This window comes from Burkholderia sp. EMB26, assembly GCF_024730645.1.
Taxonomy (GTDB): Bacteria; Pseudomonadota; Gammaproteobacteria; order Burkholderiales; family Burkholderiaceae; genus Burkholderia; species Burkholderia cenocepacia.
On sequence record NZ_CP078071.1, the window covers coordinates 2694900 to 2716214 of the forward strand.

General features: G+C 70.1%; 19 protein-coding genes. 10 read left to right on the top strand and 9 right to left on the bottom strand.

The window, feature by feature from the left end:
- Positions 1 to 4: 4 nt before the first annotated feature.
- Positions 5 to 319 (bottom strand): hypothetical protein, encoded by a 315-nt coding sequence (locus KU887_RS28875; protein WP_258256503.1) that lies wholly within the window; start codon positions 317 to 319, stop codon positions 5 to 7.
- Here KU887_RS28875 and KU887_RS28880 point away from each other — a divergent pair.
- Genes KU887_RS28880 through KU887_RS28895 form a run of 4 tightly spaced genes read left to right on the top strand, consistent with a single transcriptional unit; the run spans position 318 to position 5447 of the window.
- Positions 318 to 1115 (top strand): DUF3348 domain-containing protein, encoded by a 798-nt coding sequence (locus KU887_RS28880; RefSeq protein WP_258256504.1) that lies wholly within the window; start codon positions 318 to 320, stop codon positions 1113 to 1115. The two genes, KU887_RS28875 and KU887_RS28880, sit on opposite strands and share 2 nt — an antisense overlap.
- Before the next feature lie 10 nt (positions 1116 to 1125).
- Positions 1126 to 4173 carry a DUF802 domain-containing protein gene (locus KU887_RS28885; RefSeq protein ID WP_258256505.1) on the top strand — a complete coding sequence of 1016 codons (3048 nt, stop codon included), beginning with the start codon at positions 1126 to 1128 and terminating at the stop codon, positions 4171 to 4173.
- A gap of 3 nt (positions 4174 to 4176) precedes the next feature.
- Positions 4177 to 4821 carry an OmpA family protein gene (locus tag KU887_RS28890; RefSeq protein ID WP_006491235.1) on the top strand — a complete coding sequence of 215 codons (645 nt, stop codon included), beginning with the start codon at positions 4177 to 4179 and terminating at the stop codon, positions 4819 to 4821.
- Positions 4818 to 5447: a DUF2894 domain-containing protein gene (locus KU887_RS28895; protein ID WP_124633537.1), complete on the top strand. Its 630-nt coding sequence runs from the start codon at positions 4818 to 4820 to the stop codon at positions 5445 to 5447. The genes KU887_RS28890 and KU887_RS28895 overlap by 4 nt, the downstream gene beginning before the upstream one ends.
- Positions 5448 to 5480: 33 nt before the next feature.
- Here KU887_RS28895 and KU887_RS28900 read toward each other — a convergent pair whose 3' ends face one another.
- The 4 genes from KU887_RS28900 to KU887_RS28915 all read right to left on the bottom strand — a co-directional run bounded on the left by KU887_RS28900 (position 5481) and on the right by KU887_RS28915 (position 11033).
- Positions 5481 to 6053, bottom strand: a complete 573-nt coding sequence (locus KU887_RS28900) for an NADPH-dependent FMN reductase (RefSeq protein WP_059722470.1) — start codon at positions 6051 to 6053, stop codon at positions 5481 to 5483.
- Between the two features lie 54 nt (positions 6054 to 6107).
- Positions 6108 to 6698 carry a hypothetical protein gene (locus KU887_RS28905; RefSeq protein WP_006485515.1) on the bottom strand — a complete coding sequence of 197 codons (591 nt, stop codon included), beginning with the start codon at positions 6696 to 6698 and terminating at the stop codon, positions 6108 to 6110.
- A gap of 575 nt (positions 6699 to 7273) precedes the next feature.
- The gene (locus tag KU887_RS28910; protein WP_258256507.1) at positions 7274 to 8557 is read right to left on the bottom strand and encodes an isoprenylcysteine carboxylmethyltransferase family protein; all 1284 of its coding nucleotides are present in this window, start codon (positions 8555 to 8557) and stop codon (positions 7274 to 7276) included.
- A gap of 127 nt (positions 8558 to 8684) precedes the next feature.
- Positions 8685 to 11033, bottom strand: coding sequence for a collagen-like triple helix repeat-containing protein (locus tag KU887_RS28915; RefSeq protein WP_212143718.1), 2349 nt, complete (start codon positions 11031 to 11033; stop codon positions 8685 to 8687).
- 362 nt (positions 11034 to 11395) lie between these two features.
- Between KU887_RS28915 and KU887_RS28920 the strand changes: the two genes are divergently transcribed.
- Positions 11396 to 11794: a carboxymuconolactone decarboxylase family protein gene (locus KU887_RS28920; RefSeq protein ID WP_006486153.1), complete on the top strand. Its 399-nt coding sequence runs from the start codon at positions 11396 to 11398 to the stop codon at positions 11792 to 11794.
- 72 nt (positions 11795 to 11866) lie between these two features.
- Here KU887_RS28920 and KU887_RS28925 read toward each other — a convergent pair whose 3' ends face one another.
- The 3 genes from KU887_RS28925 to KU887_RS28935 are packed head-to-tail and all read right to left on the bottom strand — an operon-like array spanning position 11867 to position 15340.
- Positions 11867 to 12850 carry an alpha/beta fold hydrolase gene (locus KU887_RS28925; RefSeq protein WP_258256517.1) on the bottom strand — a complete coding sequence of 328 codons (984 nt, stop codon included), beginning with the start codon at positions 12848 to 12850 and terminating at the stop codon, positions 11867 to 11869.
- Positions 12851 to 12857: 7 nt separating this feature from the next.
- A complete protein-coding gene (locus KU887_RS28930) occupies positions 12858 to 14441 on the bottom strand; it encodes an NAD(P)/FAD-dependent oxidoreductase (protein ID WP_258256518.1) in 1584 nt (527 codons plus the stop codon).
- A complete protein-coding gene (locus KU887_RS28935) occupies positions 14438 to 15340 on the bottom strand; it encodes an SDR family oxidoreductase (RefSeq protein ID WP_258256524.1) in 903 nt (300 codons plus the stop codon). Before KU887_RS28935 ends, KU887_RS28930 begins: the two co-directional genes overlap by 4 nt.
- An 88-nt stretch (positions 15341 to 15428) precedes the next feature.
- Between KU887_RS28935 and KU887_RS28940 the strand changes: the two genes are divergently transcribed.
- Positions 15429 to 16082, top strand: coding sequence for a TetR/AcrR family transcriptional regulator (locus tag KU887_RS28940; RefSeq protein ID WP_034178474.1), 654 nt, complete (start codon positions 15429 to 15431; stop codon positions 16080 to 16082).
- 45 nt (positions 16083 to 16127) lie between these two features.
- Complete coding sequence (locus KU887_RS28945) at positions 16128 to 16613, top strand: hypothetical protein (RefSeq protein ID WP_006496097.1); 486 nt, start codon at positions 16128 to 16130, stop codon at positions 16611 to 16613.
- 15 nt (positions 16614 to 16628) lie between these two features.
- On the opposite strand, the gene KU887_RS28950 is transcribed toward KU887_RS28945, so the two are convergent.
- Entirely contained in the window at positions 16629 to 17582 is a 954-nt protein-coding gene (locus tag KU887_RS28950) for a LysR family transcriptional regulator (RefSeq protein ID WP_006486155.1), read from the bottom strand.
- 126 nt (positions 17583 to 17708) lie between these two features.
- Between KU887_RS28950 and KU887_RS28955 the strand changes: the two genes are divergently transcribed.
- The 3 genes from KU887_RS28955 to KU887_RS28965 all read left to right on the top strand — a co-directional run bounded on the left by KU887_RS28955 (position 17709) and on the right by KU887_RS28965 (position 20775).
- Positions 17709 to 18353, top strand: a complete 645-nt coding sequence (locus tag KU887_RS28955; RefSeq protein WP_006496096.1) for a glutathione S-transferase family protein — start codon at positions 17709 to 17711, stop codon at positions 18351 to 18353.
- Between the two features lie 34 nt (positions 18354 to 18387).
- Positions 18388 to 20451, top strand: coding sequence for a pyridoxamine 5'-phosphate oxidase family protein (locus tag KU887_RS28960; RefSeq protein WP_058902788.1), 2064 nt, complete (start codon positions 18388 to 18390; stop codon positions 20449 to 20451).
- Between the two features lie 120 nt (positions 20452 to 20571).
- Entirely contained in the window at positions 20572 to 20775 is a 204-nt protein-coding gene (locus tag KU887_RS28965; RefSeq protein ID WP_006486164.1) for a DUF2970 domain-containing protein, read from the top strand.
- The last annotated feature ends 540 nt before the right edge of the window (positions 20776 to 21315 follow it).

Here is a 21315-nt window from a genome sequence, read left to right on the forward strand (position 1 = left end):
GCTTTCATTGCTGATCCGCGTCGGCGCGCGCGGCGGCGGTCATGGCCGTCGCGGGCCGTCGGCGCGAACCGGCGAGACCGGCCGGGTCGCCCGCCCGAGTACGCGTCGGCGGCCCGCCGACGCATCGCTTCCCGATGGCGCGGCCGCTCGCCGGCCGCCGCCGACCGTGTTTCCCGACCGCCACCATCCCACGCCGAGCCTTGCGCGACGGGCGTTCGCGTGTGTCACCCGGCGCGCCGAACCGCGCCGCTTCCCCGATTCTGGCGGTCGACCGGCCGACGACGTGTAAACTGCTGCCTTTTTTGACGGTTTGCAGCATGGTGCAAGCATCTCCGCGCCCGGCGTTGAGCGGTCCGACGCTCGTCCGGCTGCTCGCGCGCCTGGCCGATGCCGACGTCGCGGAATCCCGGCAAACGCTGTCCGACCGGCTGAGCCAGTGGCTCGGCTGGACCGACGCGATCACGCTGTCGTCCGCGCTGAACGCGAGCCCGCCGGGCGTCGCGGCCGGCGTGCGCGGCTACGACGCGGAGCGCGACTGCGCGCGCGTGCGCCACGACCTCGCGCAGGCGATCATGGCCGCCAACCGGCCGCGCACGCGGCGCCGGCCGAGCGACCTGCCGCCTCCGGCGGCCGATACGGCGGATTTCGCGGACTTCCGCCAGCGTTATCTGACCCTGCAGCAGGACATGGAAACGGCGATCGGCCAGTTGCGCGGCCGCCTGCGAGTCGCGCTCGCCGCGCGCTCGTCCGGGATGGCGCGGCTCGCGACGCTCGACACGATCATGGAGCGCGTGCTCGGCGCGCGCGAGCGCAGCCTGCTGTCGGCCGTGCCCGCACTGCTCGGCACGCGCTTCGCGCGGTTGCGCGACGCGGAGCGGCAGGCGCTGGCCGACGCCGAATCCGCCGCTGCTGCGGCCGCCGGTTCCGATGCGTCCGATGCCGCCACTGCGGCCGATGAAGGCGCGGCGGCGGCCGACACCCCGACCGTCGCGGCGATCGTGCCCGGCGCATGGCTCGATACGTTTCGCGACGAGATGCAAAGCATCCTGCTTGCCGAACTCGAAGTCCGGTTTCAAACGGTAGACGGGCTGCTCGCGGCCCTTCGCACCTGCTAATCAACACGCTATGTCCAGAATTCGCCTTGATCTCGTTGTCTTCGTCGCCGGTCTGCTCGCTGTGGGCTGGATCGGTGCCGGCTATGTCGCGTCGAACCCGCTGGCGGCGGCCGTCACGCTGCTGATCGGCGCGTGCTACGTCGCCGGCGCATGGGAACTGCTGCGCTACCGGCAGGCAACCGCCACGCTGTCGCACGCGGTCGCCGGCCTGACCGAGCCGCCCGCGAAGCTCGACCCGTGGCTCGACACGCTGCATCCGGGCCTGCGCGGCGCGGTGCGCGCCCGGGTCGAAGGCGCGCGCGTCGCGCTGCCGGGCCCGGCGCTCACGCCTTACCTCGTCGGCCTGCTGGTGTTGCTCGGGATGCTCGGCACGCTGCTCGGGATGGTCGTCACGCTGAAGGGCACGGGCGCCGCGCTCGAGAGCGCGACCGATCTCGATGCGATCCGCGCGTCGCTGATCGCGCCGGTGAAGGGGCTCGGGTTCGCGTTCGGCACGTCGATCGCCGGTGTGGCCACCTCGGCGATGCTCGGGCTGCTGTCCGCGCTCGTGCGCCGCGAGCGGATCGATGCGGCCCAGCAGCTCGACGCGAAGATCGCGACGACGCTGCGCGTGCATTCGTCCGCGCACCAGCGCGACGAATCGTTCCGGCTGCTGCAGCGCCAGGCCGACGTGATGCCGGCGCTGGTCGACCGGCTGCAGACGATGATGACGACGCTCGAGGTGCGCAGCGCCGCGCTGCACGATCGCCAGCTCGAAAGCCAGCAGGCGTTTTTCGACCGGACCGAGCGGGCGTACGCGGGCCTGGCGTCGAACGTCGGCGACGCGCTGAAGGAGAGCGCCGCCGAAAGCGCGCGCCTGGCCGGCGCCGCGCTGCAGCCGGTCGTCGCCGCGACGATGACGGGGCTCGCGCAGGAGATGGCTGCGCTGCGCGACACCGTGACGGGCGCGGTGCAGCGTCAGCTCGACGGGCTGACGGACGGCTTCGAGAAGACCACCGGCAACGTGACGGCCGTGTGGAATCGCGCGCTCGACGAACAGCGTCGCGCGGGCGACGCCGTCGCGCAGCAGTTGCAGACGACGCTCGGCCAGTTCACCGACACGTTCGCGCAGCGTTCGTCGGATCTGCTCGATGGTGTCGCGACGCGCCTCGAATCGACCGAAGGCCGCCTGTCGGACGCGTGGCGCGACGCGCTGGCGCGCCAGGAGCAGGTCGGCGAGACGCTGGCCGGCCAGCATGCGCGCGCGCTGGGCGAAGCCGCCGCGACGTTCGAGCGCCATTCGGCCGCGACGCTCGCCGCGATGCGCGAGTCGCACGCAGGGTTGCAGACGCAACTGGCCGCGCGCGACGAAGCACGCTTGTCCGCATGGAACGATTCGCTGGCTGCGATGGCCGCGAAGCTCGGCGACGAATGGCAGCGTGCGGGCGAGCACAGCGCCGGCCGTCAGCAGGAAATCTGCGACGCGCTCGCGCAAACGACGCGCGACCTCGCCGCACAGGCGTCGACGTTCGAACAACGCTCGAACGATCTGCTGACGACGATCCGCGAGTCGCACACCGGCCTGCAATCGCAACTGGCTGCACGCGACGAAGCACGTCTGTCCGCATGGAACGATTCGCTGGCCGCGATGGCCGCGAAGCTGGGCGATGAATGGCAGCGTGCTGGCGTGCACAGCGCCGGCCGTCAGCAGGAAATCTGCGACGCCCTCGCGCAAACGACGCGCGACCTCGCGGCACAGGCATCGACATTCGAACAACGCTCGACCGATCTGCTGACGACGATCCGCGAGTCGCACACCGGTCTGCAATCGCAACTGGCTGCACGCGACGAAGAACGTCTGTCCGCATGGAGCGACTCGCTGGCCGCGATGGCCGCGAAGCTGGGCGACGAATGGCAGCGTGCAGGCGTGCACAGCGCCGGCCGTCAGCAGGAAATCTGCGACGCGCTCGCGCAAACGACGCGCGACCTCGCCGCGCAGGCGTCGACGTTCGAACAACGCTCGAACGATCTGCTGACGACGATCCGCGATTCGCACACCGGTCTGCAATCGCAACTGGCTGCACGCGACGAAGAACGTCTGTCCGCATGGAACGACTCGCTGGCCGCGATGGCCGCGAAGCTCGGCGATGAATGGCAGCGCGCAGGCGTGCACAGCGCCGGCCGCCAGCAGGAAATCTGCGACGCCCTCGCGCAAACGACGCGCGATCTCGCCGCACAGGCGTCGACGTTCGAGCAACGCTCGAACGATCTGCTGACGACGATCCGCGAATCGCACACTGGCCTGCAATCGCAACTGGCCGCGCGCGACGAAGCCCGCCTCGCCGCGTGGAACGATTCGCTCGCCGCGATGGCCGCCGCGCTGCGTGACGAATGGGCGCAGACGAGCGCGCAGGCCGCGGCGCGCCAGCAGGACATCTGCGACACGCTGACCCGCACCGCGAGCGACATCACCGCACAGGCGCAGGTTCACGCGAGCGACACGATCAACGAAATCGCGCGGCTCGTGCAGGCCGCGTCGGAAGCGCCGAAGGCCGCGGCCGACGTCGTCGCCGAGCTGCGCCAGCGCCTGTCCGACAGCATGGTGCGCGACACCGCGACGCTCGAGGAACGCAGCCGCCTGCTCGCGACGCTGGAGACGCTGCTCGGCGCGGTCAATCACGCGTCGACCGAACAGCGCGCCGCGATCGACGCGCTCGTCAGCACGTCGGCCGATCTGCTCGATCGCGTCGGCGCGCGCTTCAACGACACCGTCGAGGCCGAAACGCGCAAGCTCGATTCGGTGGCCGCGCAGGTCACGGCCGGCGCCGTGGAAGTGGCGAGCCTCGGCGACGCGTTCGGGATGGCCGTGCAGGTGTTCGGCGAATCGAACGACAAGCTGCTGACCCATCTGCAGCGCATCGAGGCCGCGCTCGAGAAATCGCTCGCGCGCAGCGACGAGCAGCTCGAATACTACGTCGCGCAGGCGCGCGAAGTGATCGACCTGAGCGTGATGTCGCAGAAGCAGATCGTCGAAGACCTGCAGCAGCTCGCCGGCCGGCGAGCGCCTGTCGGAGCGTAACGCATGCATGACGAAATCGACGGCGGCGCGCAATCGGCGCCGGTATGGCCCGCGTTCGCCGACCTGATGTCGGTGCTGCTCGGCGCGTTCGTGCTGATCCTCGTCGGCGTGATCGGCATGCAGCTCCAGCTCACGTCGAAGCTCGAGGAAGCGGTGCGCGCGCGCCAGCTCGAGGCGCAGCAGCGCAAGTCGCTCGAACAGGCGCTCGCCGGGCCGCTCGCGGCCGGCCGCGTGACGCTCGTGAACGGGCGCATCGGCATCAGCGGCAACGTGCTGTTCGCGCTGAACTCCGACCAGTTGCAGCCCGCGGGCCGTGATTTGCTGAAGACGCTGGCCGTACCGCTCGCCACCTATCTGAAGACCCGTGACGAGATCCTGATGGTCAGCGGCTTCGCGGACGACCAGCAGGTACATGCCGGCAACCGCCTGTTCGCGGACAACTGGGAACTGTCGGCCAAGCGCGCGTTGACGGTCACGCGCGCGCTGATCGATGCCGGCGTGCCGGCGTCGTCGGTGTTCGCGGCCGCGTTCGGTTCCGAACAGCCGGTCAGCTCGAATGCGGACGATGAAGGCCGCGCGAAGAACCGCCGCGTGGAAATCGCGCCGGTGCCGCGCAAGTCGGCGTCAAACGGAGGCAACGCAAAGTGACGGACGACGCGACGCAGGTGCGCGCGACGCTCGACGCCTGGCGCGAGCAGGGCGCCGACCGGCTCGATCCCGTGCGGTTTCACCGGATCGATGCGCTCGAACGGCGCGCGGCCGTGGCCGACGGCGCGGCACGCGCGCTGCTCGACGCGCGGCTGGCGACGCTGATCGACGGGTTTGCGGCGCTCGTCGCGCGCGCCGACGACGATGCCGAAGTCACGCGCGAGACGGGGCAAGCCGCGACGAGCAGGCCCGCGCGCGGCGCGCTGGCCGCGCTCGTCGAAGGGCTCGCGCGCGATCCGCAAGCGGACCGGCGCGGGCTCGATCCCGAACTGGTCGACTACTTCCGCACGATGTGGTCGAAAGTCCGCACGGAACAGCAATACCGCCAGTCGCTCGACCAGGTGCCGCGCAACGCCGGGCCGCTCAATTCGAACAGCCTCGTGCACCGCTCGCTCGCGACGATGCGCGAGCTGTCGCCGGACTATCTGCAGCAGTTCCTGTCGTACGTCGATGCGCTCGCATGGCTCGAGGATCTCGCCGGCGGCGGCGCGCAGCCCGAGAAGGAAGCGCCGCGTGCGAAGGCGGCCAAACCGGCGAGAAAGACGACGCGCACCAAGGCGCGATAACGCGACGCCCCAGGGGTCAGGCGTGCGGGGTACTTAGCGGCCTGGCGCCGACTCGGCGATCGCCGCGCGCAGCGCGTGCAATGCGTCGACGAGCGCCGATGCGAACGGCGGATGCGCGGCGATGCCCGCCGCGTCGAGCCGGCTTCCGAGAATCGGCAGCGCGATCGAGGCGGGCTCGACGATGCGCGCCGACATCACCGACAACGTTTCGCGCAGCGCCGCGTCCGCATGCGTCGCGCGCGGCGACGCGTTCAATACCGCGACCGGCTTGTACACGACGGCCTCGCATCCCACGACCCAGTCCAGCGCATTCTTCATCACGCCCGATATGCCGTGCGCGTATTCCGGGCTCGCGATCAGCACGCCGTCGGCCGCGTTCAGGCGGTCGATCAGGTCGCGCACCGCGGCGGGCGTCGGGTATTCGGCATCGGGATTGAACAGCGGGAATGCGCCGAGACGATCGAAGCGCGCGATGCGCATGCCGTGCGGGGCAACGAGCGCGGCTGCGTCGAGGAGTGCCGCGTTGTACGACTGCGCGCGCAGGCTGCCGCACAGCGCGACGATGTCGAGCGGGCGGCCGACGTCGGTTCGGGGATCGATGGTCATCGCAGGGCGTTTCGATTGGCGGGTCGAGCCGGCGCGTCGCGCGGGCTCGGCGGATTATCGCATCGGCGTTCGGGCCGCGTCGCTCATCCCGGCCGCCTGCGCGAATTCTCCGATGCCCCAGCCGCTCCCGAGCAACAGCCGCCGCGTATGCAGCGCACCGTGCACGTCGTCGGCAACGGTATCGCCGAGATAGCGCAGCGCGCGGCCTTCGACATCGACGAAGCCGTGCCGGTAGTGCTGCGCGAGCGCCGTCCACAACCGCGCGGCGCCGACCGACTGGCGCGCGCCGCTGATCAGGCACAGGCCCGCGTCGAGCCCCCAGCGGTACAGCGTCGTCGCGAGGCCCTTGCGTTGCGCCGAGCCGCGCAGCCGCGTGTGCGGCGCGCGCAGGTAGCGGTCCGCGCGGCGCGGGATTTCGGGCAGGCGGTTGAACACCGTGTAGCCGGCGAGCTGGCGCGCGGCCAGATCCTCGACATACAGGAAGTATTCACCGTCCGCTTCGCGATGGCGGACGACCAGGCCCGAGCGGCCGAGCGCGACGCCCGGCAGGCCGTGCAGGCGATGGCCCGGCTGGTGGAGGCGTTCATAAAGGGTGTCGAGTTCGTCGTCGATGTCGTGCTGGGAATGCTGTACGTCGATACGCATGGCGAAAGGCGCCCGTCTCGGGCGCATCGAGAAAGGAGTGCATGGCAACGGGGAAGCGGAAAGGGAAGCGGCCCCCGGGCTCGGCGAAGCGAGCCGGGGCCGCGCATCAGCTGGGGATGTGCTGGAAACCGGCGGCGATCGCGGCGAGGCCCGCGATGCAGAGTGCGAACAGGATCAGGACTTTGTGGATCACGCCTCTTTCCTCATGAATGCGCGGCGCCGGCGGGCGGCGTCGCGGAGACGGTGAGCGGCGGGCACGGCCCGCACGGCCGTCGTGCGGGACGACGGTCGGGGTCCGGCGACGGATCGTGCGCGGACGGCCAGCACCATACGCGACGCGTCGGGGGCGGGCAATCGGACTGGGGGAGAAAAGCGACGAAAAGCGGAGAATCGCGCTGTTTCGCGACAATTGGCCGCATGGGGGCGCTCAAACGTTCGGGCGATCCACGCGAAAGCGCATCGCCCAGCGCCGGAGAGCATGCGTGCAACAGTGTCGTTGCGGATGCGAAGTCCGCGACCGATCCGACACCCACGCGAGGGACCGGAGCGGCATGGCGGCCGCCCCGGCCGCTCCGTCACACCGCCTGCCGCCCGCCGAACGTCTGCCTGATCCGCGCGAACAAGCCGTGCTGCGCGATCCATTCGGCATACGCGCGATAGTCCGGATCGCGCATCAGGTGACGCTCTTCCGTCTTCGCGCGCGTGTAGTAGATCAGGTTGACCGCGACGAGCCCCGCGCAGTGCATGAGCCCGATCTGCCAGCCGAGCGGCTCGACGAACGGCACCGACACCATCCAGTACGACAGGTTCTTCGTGATGTACGCCGGGTGCTTCGTGAAGCGGTACGGGCCCGACGTGATGATCCCGCGGTTGGTGAGGTTCGAGAACCGCAGCCCGAACGAGATCGTGCACAGCGCGTAGGTCAGCAGCAGCAGGATGATCACCGTGCCCCAGATCACGCGCAGCGTCGGCGCCGACAGCAGCCAGTTGTCCCAGAACACCGACCCTTCGTAGCGGATGTAGTTGTTCGAGATCAGCGACCAGAACGGCTGGTAGCAGATCAGCGCGGCCACCCAGCCGAGCGTCGTCGGCTCGACGGTGCGCACGTGGCTGTCGAGGATGCGGAACGTGCACAGGTAGCCGACGGTGCCGAACATCAGGTCCATCGTGAACGACAGGTCGTACATGAACACGAAGGTCGCGATCGTCATCGGCGCGTGCATCGCGTTCGCGAGCGACGCGCTCAGGTGATCGGCATCCTTCGACAGGTAGACGGTCATCAGCGGCAGGAAGAACGCCTTCACGCCCCAGCCGGCCAGCATCTCGCGCACCGGCTTCCAGCTCGCGGGCTGCTCGCGGCGAAACAGGAAGCGGCCCCACAGCAGGTACGCGTCGTCGGTCTCGCGCTGGTGGCGGTCCATCCACGCGAAGTAGAACGGCGCGGCGACGATTACGTACGGCGCGAGCGAGCGCAGCAGCGACCAGAACGGCAGGTAGAACGCGCCGTGGTATTCGGGCAGCAGCCAGTAGATCGCGCCGATGCCCGCGTAGATCGACGTCAGCGCGCCGAGCCGCGTCGCGACGCGCGCGAGGCCGAGCGGCCGGACGGCCTGCCGCGACAGCCCCGCGCTCGGGCGCAGGTAGACGCGCGAGATGAAGAGTTCGTGCAGCGCGATCGTGCCGATGATCGCGAGGCTCGCGATGACCGCGCGGGTGGCCGCATCGAGGGCCGGGTGGTCGCGCGTGGTCCACAGCGCGAAGAGTCCGGCCGTGATGCCGAGCAGGCCGGCGCGGAACGGCGTGGCGGAACGGGGTGGGCGGTCCGGGGCAGCGACGATGCCGTCGAGCGTGGAGTTCATGATCGGATCCTCGTAGGGATGAGGGCCGGCGCCCCCGCTTGGCGGGTGACGCCGGCCGTCGGCCGGGCTGTTTGTCGATGTGTGCCCGGCCATTGGCCTGTCGTTCTGGTACGTGATGCGTTACCGCTTACTTCTTGGTGCCGGCGCCCAGCAGACCGCCGAGCAGGTTGGTCACCGGCGACAGCAGGTTGCCGGTGCCGCCTGCGGCGCCGCCGCCCGTGCTGCCGGTCAGGCCGGTCACCACCGAGCCGCTGCCGCCCGGCGTCGTCACGGTGCCGGCTGCGCCGCCGGGGCTGACCGTGCCGGTGGCGCCGGCCGAGCCGGCCGGCGTGCCCAGCGCACCCGTGAGCGTGCCGACCGGGCCGCTCGTCAGCACGCCGCCGAGCGTGCCGGACAGGTTGCCGCCCGGCGTCGTGACGGTGCCGGTGAGGCTTGCACCGAGCGGCGTCAGCGAGTTGACGAGGCCGGTGACCGGTGCGAGCAGACCGCCGAGCCCTGCGCCACCGGTGCCGCTGGTCCCGCCGGTCCCGCTCGTGCCGCCCGTACCGCTGGTGCCGCCCGATCCGAGGCCGCCGAGTGCGCCCGTCACCGTGCCGAGCAGGCCGGTGATCGGCGCGAGCGGGCCGCCGCTGCTGGTGCCGCTCGTGCCGCTGGTGCCGCCCGACCCGCTCGAGCTGCCGCCGCCGAGGCCGCCCGTCAACGTGCCGAGCAGGCCGGTGATCGGGGCGAGCGGGTTGGTGCCGCCCGTGCCGCTGCTGGAGCTGCCCGCGTTGTTGTCGTGGACGAGGCCGCCGGTCGACGTCACCGTATTGCCGAGCTGCGTCACGACGCCGCCGAGGCCCGTGCCGACCGGGTTGTCGGTCGCGCCGCCGACCTTCGTGCCCGCAAGCGCGAGACCGTTGCCGAGCGTGCTCAACAGGCCGTTGAGCGGGGTGCCGAGCAGCGTCACGCCGCCGAGCGTCTGCGTCGCGCCGGGCGTCGTGACGCCGCCGGTCAGCGTGTTCGTGATCGGGTTGATCACCTTGCCGAGCTGCGTTTCGAGCTGCTGGACCGGCGAGCTGTTCAGCGCCGTATTCAGCGCCGAGGCGGTCGAGTTGACCGCGGTGCCGACCGTGTTGACGAGGCTGCCGACGAGGGTCGTCGCCGGCGCGAGCGGCGACAGCGGACCGGTGCCGAGGCTCGTCACTGCATTGCCGAGGTTGTTGACCGCGCCGCCGGCGCCCGTCAGCAGGCCGGTGGTCGACGTGAGCGTCGGTCCGAGCGGGTTCGCCGACACGCCGATCGAGCCGAGGCCGGCCGCGATGCCGTTGCCGAGCGACTGCACGCCGTTGCCGAGGCTGCCGACCGCGTTGCCGACACTGGTGGCCGTCGTCGGGTTCGTGCCGGGGATCTGCACGCCGCCGATCTGGCTGCCACCGTTGACGACCGTCGTGCCGAGCGCCGTCACGAGGTTGCCGGATTTCTGGAGGACGTTGCCGAGCGGGGTGACGCCGGTGCCGGACGTGCCTGAGGTGCCGGACGTGCCCGAGGTACCGGAAGTGCCCGACGTGCCGGACGTACCCGAGGTGCCGGAGGTGCCCGAGGTGCCGGAGGTGCCCGAAGTACCGGAGGTGCCCGAGGTACCGGAGGTGCCCGAAGTACCGGAGGTGCCCGAAGTACCGGAGGTGCCCGAGGTACCGGAGGTGCCCGAAGTACCGGAGGTGCCCGAAGTACCGGAGGTGCCCGAGGTGCCGGAAGTGCCCGAGGTGCCAGAAGTGCCCGAGGTACCGGAAGTACCCGACGTACCGGAAGTACCCGAGGTACCGGAAGTACCCGAGGTGCCGGAAGTACCCGACGTACCGGAAGTACCCGACGTACCGGAAGTACCCGAGGTACCGGAAGTACCCGAGGTACCGGAAGTACCCGAGGTACCGGAAGTACCCGAGGTGCCGGAAGTACCCGAGGTACCGGAAGTACCCGACGTACCGGAAGTGCCCGACGTACCGGAAGTGCCCGAGGTGCCGGAAGTGCCCGAGGTGCCGGAAGTACCCGAGGTGCCGGAAGTACCCGACGTACCGGAGGTGCCCGACGTACCGGAAGTGCCCGAGGTGCCGGAAGTACCCGAGGTGCCAGAAGTGCCCGAGGTACCGGAAGTACCCGAGGTGCCGGAGGTGCCCGAAGTACCGGAAGTGCCCGACGTACCGGAAGTGCCCGACGTACCGGAAGTACCCGAGGTGCCGGAAGTACCCGAGGTGCCGGAAGTACCCGAGCTGCCGGAAGTCCCCGACGACCCCGAAGTCCCCGAACTACCGCCACCCGAAGTCCCCGACGAACCGCCGCCCGACGTACCCGAAGTCCCCGACGTGCCGCTCGTCCCGGACGTGCTCGGCTTGATCGTCGGCGGGGTCGTCGGTCCATCGACCGAGCCGCAACCGTACAGCGCGAGCAGTGACGAGACGGCCATCGTTACCGTCGTCTTCTTGAAGAGATTCTGCATGTTGGCCTCGACATTGGAAGTGTGTCCAGGCCTTCTCTGCAAATTCCGCGCCACGACATGTTTGGCGAAACGGTGTCGCGATTTGTTGCGGAAATCGGGACTATCGACGCGATTTAAACGGAGGAAAGGCGGTTTCGCGCGACAGGCACGTGCGGTGCGCGAACGTCGCGGCTGCGATGTTCCCGTAAGGCGCCGTAACGCGCGGCAGGATGTTACGTAGCGTCCGGCCGCCGGTGACGCGAACGGCCGCGAACCGAGCGCCGCATCTTTGACGAAACGCGCGGTCGCGCTGAACATGGCGCGACATCCCCGGCCGCCGGCAGCGCGACAGCGGCCACGACTCCAACCACCAGGACACCGACATGAGCGAACAGGACAGGGAATACGGCAAGGCGCGGCGGATCGACGTGATGGGCGAGGCGTTCGTCGAGCGCGCGATGCGCGACCTCGACGGATTTTCGCGTCCGCTGCAGAACTGGCTGAACGAACATGCGTGGGGCAGCACGTGGCAGCGGGGCGGGATCGACCTGAAGACGCGCAGCCTGTGCACGTGCGCGATGCTGGCGGCGCTCGGCCGCGGCACGGAGCTGAAGGGGCATATTCGCGGCGCGCTCAACAACGGCGCGAGCCTCGTCGAGATTCGCGAGGTCTTGCTGCACAGCGCGCTGTACGCGGGGGCGCCGGCCGCGGTCGAGGCGTTTCGCAGCGCGCGCGAGGTGCTGTCGGATCTCGGACTGTCGATACCCGACGACGAAGCCTGATTCCGTCGCGGCGCCGGCTGCCCGGCGGCGGGAGCGGGGAAGCAGGATCAGGCGCCGCTTCGCTGCCGCGATCTACGCGATGCGTACCGTCTGCGTGGCCGTGTCGGCCGGCGCGGCGGCGACTTCGAGCAGCCAGTCGGCCGTCGCGTCGGGAATCGTGACCGGCAGCATGTGGCCGCCCTCGACGACCTTCAGCCGCACGCGCGCCGATTTCTTCGCGAGCGCCTCGCCGTGCTCGCGCCAGTTCAGGATCGGATCGGCGCGGCCGTACAGCACGTCGACCGGCAGCGCGAGTTCCGGATAGCGACGCTCCATCGCGGGCAGGTCGACGGGCGCCGACAGCAGGTCCGTCGCCGTCGCGTAGAACACGTGCGGGCGCATCCCGAGCAGGCCGCCGCCCTTGACCGGGAAGTCGCGCGGCACGTCTTCCGGCGCGAACACCTGGCGCACGGCCTGGCGGCCGGTCAGGATGGTCAGCGGGATCGCGAAGGTCCACGACACGAAACGGCGCACGAGCGGCGACGGCAGCATCAGCGGCTTGAACGGCGCGGGCGGCTCGGTCTGCTCGTGCGACAGCGGCGCGATCAGCGCGAGCCGGCTCACGCGGTCCGCATGGTTGAGGCCGACCGCGAGCGCGATCGCGCCGCCGAGCGAGTGGCCGACCAGCACGGGCTTGTCGAGCTTCAGCGCGTCGATGAACGCGGCGACCGTACGGGCCTGCGCGAACACGTTCGCCTGCGACGCCGCGCCGCGCAGCGACCGGCCGGCGCCCGGGCGATCGAGCAGGATCACGCGATGCTGCTGGGCGAGCCGCGTGAGCGGCAGGTACGCGAAATTGCGCCATTGCCCCGCGAGCCCGTGGACGAACACGATCGGCGGGCCGTTGCCGTATTCGACGTAGTGGATGCGGTCGCCGCCGATGTCGACGAAGCGGCCTTCGGGTGGAAACGCGCGGGTCACGCGCCGGGCCACGTAAGCGGAAAACAGCGCGAGCGCGGCGAGCACCGCGACGACGCCGAGCAGCACGTTCTGGATCAGATGGAGCGTAGGAGTCATGTCGGCCTCAGCGGGTTTCGAGTGCGGGTTCGGCGGCCGGCGCGGTGGCGGCCGGGCCGGTCGTGGCGCGGCGCTCGAAATGCATCGCGGAATCGGCGAGCGCGCTGAACTTCAGCGACGCGAGATCGAGCACGTAGTTCTGGTGGAATTTCCATGGCTTGCGGTGCCCCTGCTTCGGCAGGATGCCGGCCGCGCGCTGGATGTAGCCCGAGCTCAGGTTGACGGCCGGCACGTCGCCGAGATCGCCCGCGCCGAGCCGCGGCACGCACGTGTCGTACCCGTTCGCGCGCATGTGGTTGAGCAGCCGGCACACGTAGCGCGCGATCAGCTCGGCCTTCAGCGTCCACGACGCATTCGTGTAGCCGAACGACGACGCGAGGTTCGGCACGTCGCTGTACATCATGCCCTTGTACGACACCGTCTCCGGCAAGTCGACCACGCGGCCGTCGACCGTCACGCGCGCGCCGCCGAGCATCTTCACCTTCAGCCCGGTCGCGGTGACGATCACGTCCGCGTCGAGCTGCTGGCCGCTCTTCAGCTGGAGGCCGGTCGGCGTGAAGCGCTCGATCTCGTCGGTGACGATCGATGCGCGGCCCGCGCGGATCGCCTTGAACAGGTCGCCGTTCGGCACGAGGCACACGCGCTGGTCCCACGGCATGTAGCGCGGCGTCAGGTGCTTCGCGACGTCGAAGTCGGGGCCGAGCTGCCGGCTGGCCGCGCGGATGATGAATTGCTTCGTCCGGTCGGGCTTGCGGCGCGACACGTTGTACAGGTACATCGTCAGCAGGACGTTCTTCACGCGTACGAGCCGGTGCGCGAGCCGCGACGGCAGCACGCGGCGCAGCGCGTTCGCGATCTTGTCGCGCGCGGGCAGCGACACGATGTAGGTCGGCGAGCGCTGCAGCATCGTCACGTGCTGCGCGTCGGCCGCCATCGACGGCACGAGCGTGATGGCCGTCGCGCCGCTGCCGATCACGACCACGCGCCGGTTCGCGTACGACAGATCCTTCGGCCAGTGCTGCGGATGCACGAGCTTGCCCTCGAACGTGTCCATGCCGGCCCAGTCGGGCAGGTAGCCGGCGTCGTAGTCGTAGTAGCCGCTGCACATGAACAGGAAGCGGCAGGTGTAGACGAGCGTGTCGGTCGCGCCGTCCTGCGTGCGCTCGATGCGTACCGTCCAGCGCGCACGATTCGAATCCCAGTCGGCCGCGACGACCTTCTGGCCGTAGCGGATCGTCTTGTCGATGCCGTAGGTGCGCGCGGTGTCGCGGATGTAGTCGAGGATCGTCTGTCCGTCGGAGATCGCCTTGTCGCTGTTCCACGGGCGGAAGCTGTAGCCGAGCGTGAACATGTCGGAATCCGAACGAACGCCCGGATAGCGGAACAGGTCCCAGGTGCCGCCGATCGCGTCGCGCGCCTCGACGATCGCCACGCTCGCATGCGGGCAGCGCTGCTTCAGGTGATACGCGGCGCCGATGCCGGACAGGCCGGCGCCGACGATCAGCACGTCGAGGTCGCGGTTGTCGCCGCTGTCGCGGCGGGCGCCGGGGGCGGGCGGCGCATCGCGCCGGTCGGTCGTCGTCGAGGTCATGCGGGGTCCTTGGTCGGCGTGATCGGGCGCGCGGCCGGAGCGGGCGCGCGTTCGAGATTGCGTGCGCGTGCGCGGCGCACGTGGCGCAGCACCAGCCACTGGTAACCGGCGCCGAGCAGGCGCGCGATCCGGTCGAGCCGGCGCGCGTCGGCGCCGACCAGCACGCGGCGCGCATTGCGCTCGACGCCCGCGAGGATCTGCCGCGCGGCCTCGTCGGCCGTCGTCGCGTTGATCAGGCGGTTCGCCTGGCGGCGATGGGTCGCTTCGTCCTGGCCCGTCAGCGCGTGGATGCTGGTATCGACGCGGCTCGCGTCGACGATGCCCGTCGCGACGCCGCCCGGATGCACGCAGGTCGCGCTCACCGGCGCGCCGTCGAGTTCGAGTTCCATCCGCAGCGCCTCGGTGAAGCCGCGCACCGCGAACTTGGTTGCGTTGTACGCGCTTTGCGTCGGCATCGCGACGAGCCCGAACAGGCTCGACGTGTTGACGACGTGGCCGTCGCCCGACGCGCGCAGAGGCGGCAGGAACGCCTGCGTGCCGTGCACGACGCCCCAGAAATTGATGCCGACGATCCATTCGAGATCGGCGAGACGCGCGGTTTCGGCGCTGGCGGCGAGCGACACGCCCGCGTTGTTGAAGATCAGGTTGACCTTGCCGTGCTCGGCGCGAACGAAATCGGCCCACGCGAACACCGCGTCGCGATCGGCGACGTCGAGCCGGCGCTTGCTCACACGCACGCCGTGCTGCGCGCAGAGGGCCGCCGTGCCGGCGAGCCCGGTTTCGCTGACGTCGGCGAGCGCGACCGCGCAGCCGCGCCGCGCCAGTTCGACCGCGAGGCTGCGGCCCATGCCCGAACCGGCGCCCGTGATCGCGGCGACCTTGCCGGAAAATCCCTTCATCCGTCGTTCCTCCCGTTCCGCTTGCGCTGCACCGGCGGCGCGTCTATTGTGGTGTTGTGTGTCACCACTTTAGTTTTCGGGTGTCCTGATGTCAAATAGCGGAATGGAGAAAGCACTCGAAACGGAAAAAAGGGGCCGGTCGTACGGCGGCGTGGCGCCCGAGGTACGGGCCGCCGAGCGGCGCGACGCGTTGATTCGCGCGGCGACGCGCGTGTTCGGCACGGTGGGTTTTCGCAAGGCGACCGTGCGGTCGATCTGCCAGGAAGCGAAGCTGAACGATCGCTACTTCTATGCGGCGTTCGACAGCACCGAGGATCTGTTGCGCTGCACCTACCTGCATCACGCGCAGCAACTGCATGACGCGGTCGCGCAGGCGGTCGCCGCGCGCGGCGGCGAACTGCGCGAGCGCGTCGACGCGGGGCTCGCCGCGTTCTTCGCGTTTCTGCGCGACCCGTGCGCGGCGCGCGTGCTGCTGCTCGAGGTGATGGGCGTGAGCGCGGACACCGACATGACGTATCAGCGCATGCTGATCGACTTCGGCAAGCTGATCATGGCGATCGGCGCGCCGCGCGAGGCCGTGACGCCGGCGGAGCGCACCGAGCAGCGGCTGATCGGGCTCGCGCTGGTGGGCGCGATGACGAACGTCGGCGCGGCGTGGCTGCTGACCGACTATCGCGATCCGGAGGCGCAGATGATCTCCAGTTGCAGGAAGGTGCTGCTGGGGACGTTGCAGGCGGCGTAGATTCGCGGGGACGGGGCCGTTCGCCGCGCACATCAATGGTGGTCGATGAATAACAAGGAAATCATGCAGGCACGCAACCGATGGGGGCGCCGCGTGACGTCGGCGGGGATGGCCGTTTCCGTCCTGATGCTGACGGGCTGCGGCTGCTGGCCGTTTAGCGAGACCACGCGCTATGAAACCGAGTGGAAATCGCAAACGGTCGGGGCGCTGTTCAGGGATGCGGACCGGACAGGCGATGTCTGTCGCGACGCCCTCTATACGCAGCACCTCAAGGACGCGGTATCGGCCTGCAAGGACGGGGCGTATGAAAAAATCCGCAACCGCATCAGCGGCGAGCCCGTCAGGCTGTCGCTCGCGAAGGCGACCTGTGCGGAAGCGCAAGCCCAGCTGGACCAGGGCATCCCCGCCAATATCCAGGACCGGATCTTCAATCTGAACCCGTTCCCCGACGAATTTACCGCCTGCATGAGCGAAAAGGGATTCAAGCGCGAAGAAGTCGAAAAAAAGGCGTGCTACGTGAAGTTCATGTGACGGGCGAGCGACCGGTCAGCCGTTCGCGCGTTTCGGCCGACCGGGGCGTGCGCGTGGCGTTGCAGGCGTCTCCCCGAGCCTCGCCTTCATCGCATCGATGAACGCCCGCACCTTCGGCGAAGGCAGCCGCGTCGACGGATACACCGCGTGAATCCCGGCCGGCGCCGTACGCCAGCCCGGCAACAGCCGCACGAGCCGGCCGGCGGCGACGTCGTCCGCGGTCGAGAAATCCGTCAGCAGCCCGAAGCCGCCGCCCGCGAGCACGATCGCGCGGCACGCGGTCGCGGTGTTCGACACGACCGGCGCGACGCAGCGCACCGATGCGTGGCCGCCGCGCGCATCGTCGAGGTCGAGCGTATGCGGGCGCGGCAGCGACGACAACATCACGAAGGGCAGCGCGGCGAGCGCATCGGGGTCGCGCGGCAGTCCGTGCCGCGCGACGAACGCCGGGCTCGCGACCAGCCATTTCTCGTAGGTGCCGAGCTGCACCGCGCGATAGTTGGAATCGGCAAGCCGCCCGATGCGGACCGCGACGTCGAGGTTGTCCGCGACGAGATCGATCACGCGGTCGTTCGCGACCAGTTCGACATCGAGCCCCGGATGCCGGTCGCGCAGCGCGACGACGGCCGGCGCGACGACCAGCGCGCCGTAGTCGATCGGCACGCTCACGCGCAGCGTGCCGCGCAGTGGCCCGGCGTCGGACGACACCGCGTCGAGCGCGGCTTCGGTGGCACGCACGATGTCGCGGCACGCGTCGTAGAACACGCGTCCGGCATCGGTCACGCTCAGCCGCCGCGTCGTGCGCACCAGCAGGTTCGCGCCGACCTCGGATTCGAGGCGCTGCATGTGCGTGCTGACGACCGTCTTCGCGAGGCCGAGCCGCTCGGCCGCGGCCGTCAGCGAGCCGGCCTCGACCACCGCGACGAAGATCGCCAGCCGGTTCAGGTTCACGTCGCGCAGATCGGCCATCGTCGATTGTCCTATGGAAACGGATAATGTTTCCGCGATTATCCGTCTTCTGGCGACGAACGGCGAGCGCTACGCTGGAGCCGTTCGTCGCCGATCCCCGGCGGCGCGAGATTCCGGAGTGTTTCCATGTCTGCCGCCAGCAAGCCTGCCTCGCCGATTCGCGTCTATTCGTTCCTGTTGTCCGGCCACGCGCACCGCGTCCGGTTGTTCCTGTCGCTGCTCGGGTTGCCGTCGAAGACCATCGACGTCGATCTGGCGGCCGGCGCGCAGCGCGAACCGGCGTTTCTCGCATTGAATCCGCTCGGGCAGGTGCCGGTGATCGACGACGGCGGCACCGTGATCGCCGATTCGAACGCGATCCTCGTGTACCTCGCGAAGCGCTACGGCGATGCGCACTGGCTGCCGGACGACCCGGTCGGCGCGGCCGTCGTGCAGCGCTGGCTGTCGTACGCGGCCGGCCCGATCGCATCGGGTCCGGCTGCCGCGCGGCTCGTGACCGTGTTCGGCGCGCCGCTCGACCCGGAAGCGGCCAAGCGCACGGCCGCGAAGGTGCTCGACGTGATCGATCGCGAACTGGCCGGCAAGCCGTTCGCGGCCGGCGCGCAACCGACGATCGCGGACATTGCCGCGTACACGTACATCGCGCACGCACCGGAAGGCGGCGTGTCGCTCGAACCGTATCCGCACGTGCGCGCATGGCTCGCTCGAATCGAGGCGTTGCCGGGCTTCGTCGCGATGCCGACGACCCGCGCGGGCCTGCTTGCCGCCTGACGCCTCTGCCACCGCGCCTGTTCAGGAGAATGCGATGAATGCGCCGACCGCCGTCGTCCCGGGTTGGGAACTCGATACCGCGCCGTTTCATGCGGGCGAGCTTGCCGTGCAGCAGCGCGCAGGCGTGACGGACGCGGCGAGCGCGGCCGGCCGGCGCGGGATCCGGCGCTTCATGCCGGACCAGCACCGGACGTTTTTCGCGCAACTGCCGTTCTTCGTGCTCGGCGGCGTCGATGCGCACGGCCAGCCGTGGGCGACGCTGCGAGCCGGCGCGCCGGGGTTCGTCACGTCGCCGGACCCACGCACGCTGCGCATCGCGGCGCGTGCGCTGCCGGGCGATCCGCTGGCCGGCGCGTGGCACGTTGGCGCGCCGCTCGGCGGGCTCGGGATCGAATTCGATACGCGCCGCCGCAATCGCGTGAACGGCGTCGTGCGCGCGGTCGACGGCGATGCGCTGACGATCGCGGTCGAGCAGAGCTTCGGCAATTGCGCGAAGTACATCCAGGGCCGCAAGCCGACCTTCGTCGCGCGGGACGTCGACGCGTCCGTCGCGCCGGACGTGTCGGATGCGCTGGGCGACGCAGATCGCGCGCTGCTCGCGCAGGCCGATACGTTCTTCGTCGCGAGCGCGAACACGTCCGCGGGGGCGGGCGCGGCGCGCGGCGCGGACGTGTCGCATCGCGGCGGGATGCCGGGCTTCGTGCGCGTCGACGACGCGCGCACGCTGACGACGCCCGATTTCAGCGGCAACCGGTTCTTCAACACGCTCGGCAACCTGCAGCACGATCCGCGCGCGGGGTTGCTGTTCGTCGATTTCGACAGCGGCGATCTGCTGTATGTCGCCGCGCACGCGGAGATCGTGTGGGACGGGCCCGTCGTCGCGTCGTTCGACGGCGCGCAGCGCGTGGTGCGTTTCCATGTGCGGGAAGTGCGGCGCATGCGGGCGGTGCTGCCGTTCCGGTGGTCGGCGGTCGAGCGCGCGCCGCAGTTCGCGGCGATGGCGGCGGCGTCGAGCGGGGCGGCGGCAACGGCCGGGGAGGTACCGTCCGCGGCCGCGCCGGCATCGGCGCCCGCATGGCGGTCGCTGCGGATCGCGAAGATCGTCGACGAAGCGCGTGCGATCCGGTCGTTTCATTTCGAGCCGGCGGACGGCGGCGCATTGCCTGCGTACGAAGCCGGCCAGCATCTGACGTTGCGCATCCCGCTGCCGGACAGCGACGCGCCAGCGATTCGCAGCTACACGCTGTCCGATGCGCCGGGCGGCGCGCATTACCGGATCACCGTGAAGCGCGAAGGGCGCGTATCGGCATGGCTGCACGATCACGCACAGGCCGGCATGACGCTCGACGCGCAGATGCCGCGCGGCCGCTTCACGTTCGATGTCGCGAGTCCGCGGCCGGCCGTGCTCGTGTCGGCCGGCATCGGCATCACGCCGATGGTCGCGATGCTGCGCCGGGCACTGGCCGATGGCACGCCGTCGCGCCGCGTCGTGTTCGTGCATGGCGCACGCGAAGCGGCCGACCGGCCGTTCGCGGCGGAACTGGCGCGCAGCGCGGCCGCCGATGCACGCGTGTCGCTTCACTGGTTCGACAGTCATCCTCACGAAGGCTCGGCCGCGCGGGGCGGCCGGATCGACATCGGGAAACTGAAGCGGCTGTTGTCGTTCGACGACTACGACTTCTACCTGTGCGGGCCGTCGGCGTTCATGCGCGACCTGTACGACGGGCTGCGCGCGCTGAACGTGCCGGACGAACGCATCCGCTTCGAGGCGTTCGGGCCGTCGAGCGTGTCGCGCAGTGCGACCCGCGAGGCTGCCGCGCCCGCGGCGGCAAGCGTGCCGGTCGTGTTCCGGCGCACGGGGCGCGAAGCTGCATGGACGCCCGCCGACGGCACGCTGCTCGAATTCGCGGAAGGGCAGCGCGTGGCCGTGCCGGCCGAATGCCGCTCGGGTTCGTGCGGCACGTGCGCGACGCGCGTGCTGTCCGGCGCGATCGACTACGCGCAAACGCCCGATGCGCCGGTCGAACCAGGCTGCGCGCTGCTGTGCGTCGCGCGGCCCGCGCAAGGCGCGACGGCGCCGCTCGTGCTGGATTGCTGACGCACCTGCGACATGCGGCCGCGGAGGGCCTGCTGCGCAAAAAGCGTGCGCAACTGCTTCTTTTTTCGGATGCCGTCCGGATCGACGATAGCGTCAACCGATTCGATAAAGGAGCCCATCATGAAACTGCTCGGCATGGTCCGCCTGGTCCTGTGGAGTTTCTTCGGCGTGCGCAACAGCAAGGCGCACGCGACCGACCTCGCGAACGCCAACTTCACGCTGCTCCCGTTCGTGGCGATCCTGCTTGCGCTGCTGGTCGGCGCGGTGATTTACGGCGTCGTGCATCTGGTCGTCGATCCGACCGTGACGATGCAGGGTTTCTGAGCGAGCGGCCGGTGAGCCGGTAGCGTGCCGCCATTGCCGCTCCGGTTCGAGGTCGCCTGATCGGCGCACGATCGCGCCGATGTCAGTGGCCGGTACGGCACCACCGGCATCGCGGCCACATCGCGACCACATCGCCACCGTCGTCGCACCGCCCGAACCGCCTGTCCCTGTTCCCGCCTTCCCCGTTTCCCGTTCCGCCCGATTCCGCGGCCCTTCGCCGCGCCCGGGGTAAAATGCGCGCCACGCCGCGATGTCGCGCGCCGGGCAGGCCGCCGTTCCGATGAACGGCCGACGTGAGTGCCCGCCGCCCGCACCGGGGCGTTCGAAGCGTCCCCCGCATGACACGACCGCGCGAGGCAGCCGGCCGGCCGACAGGCATCCGACGAACCCGTCGGCCGCTGCGTCGGTTCCCGGCGCGTCATCCGAATCCGATGTCCCATCCTGCGTTGTTCCGACCGGTCGGCCCGCCTGCGTGCCGCAAGGTCCGGTTCGTCTGATGAATATCGTGTCGACGCACGTGTCCGGCGGCATTCGCGGGCG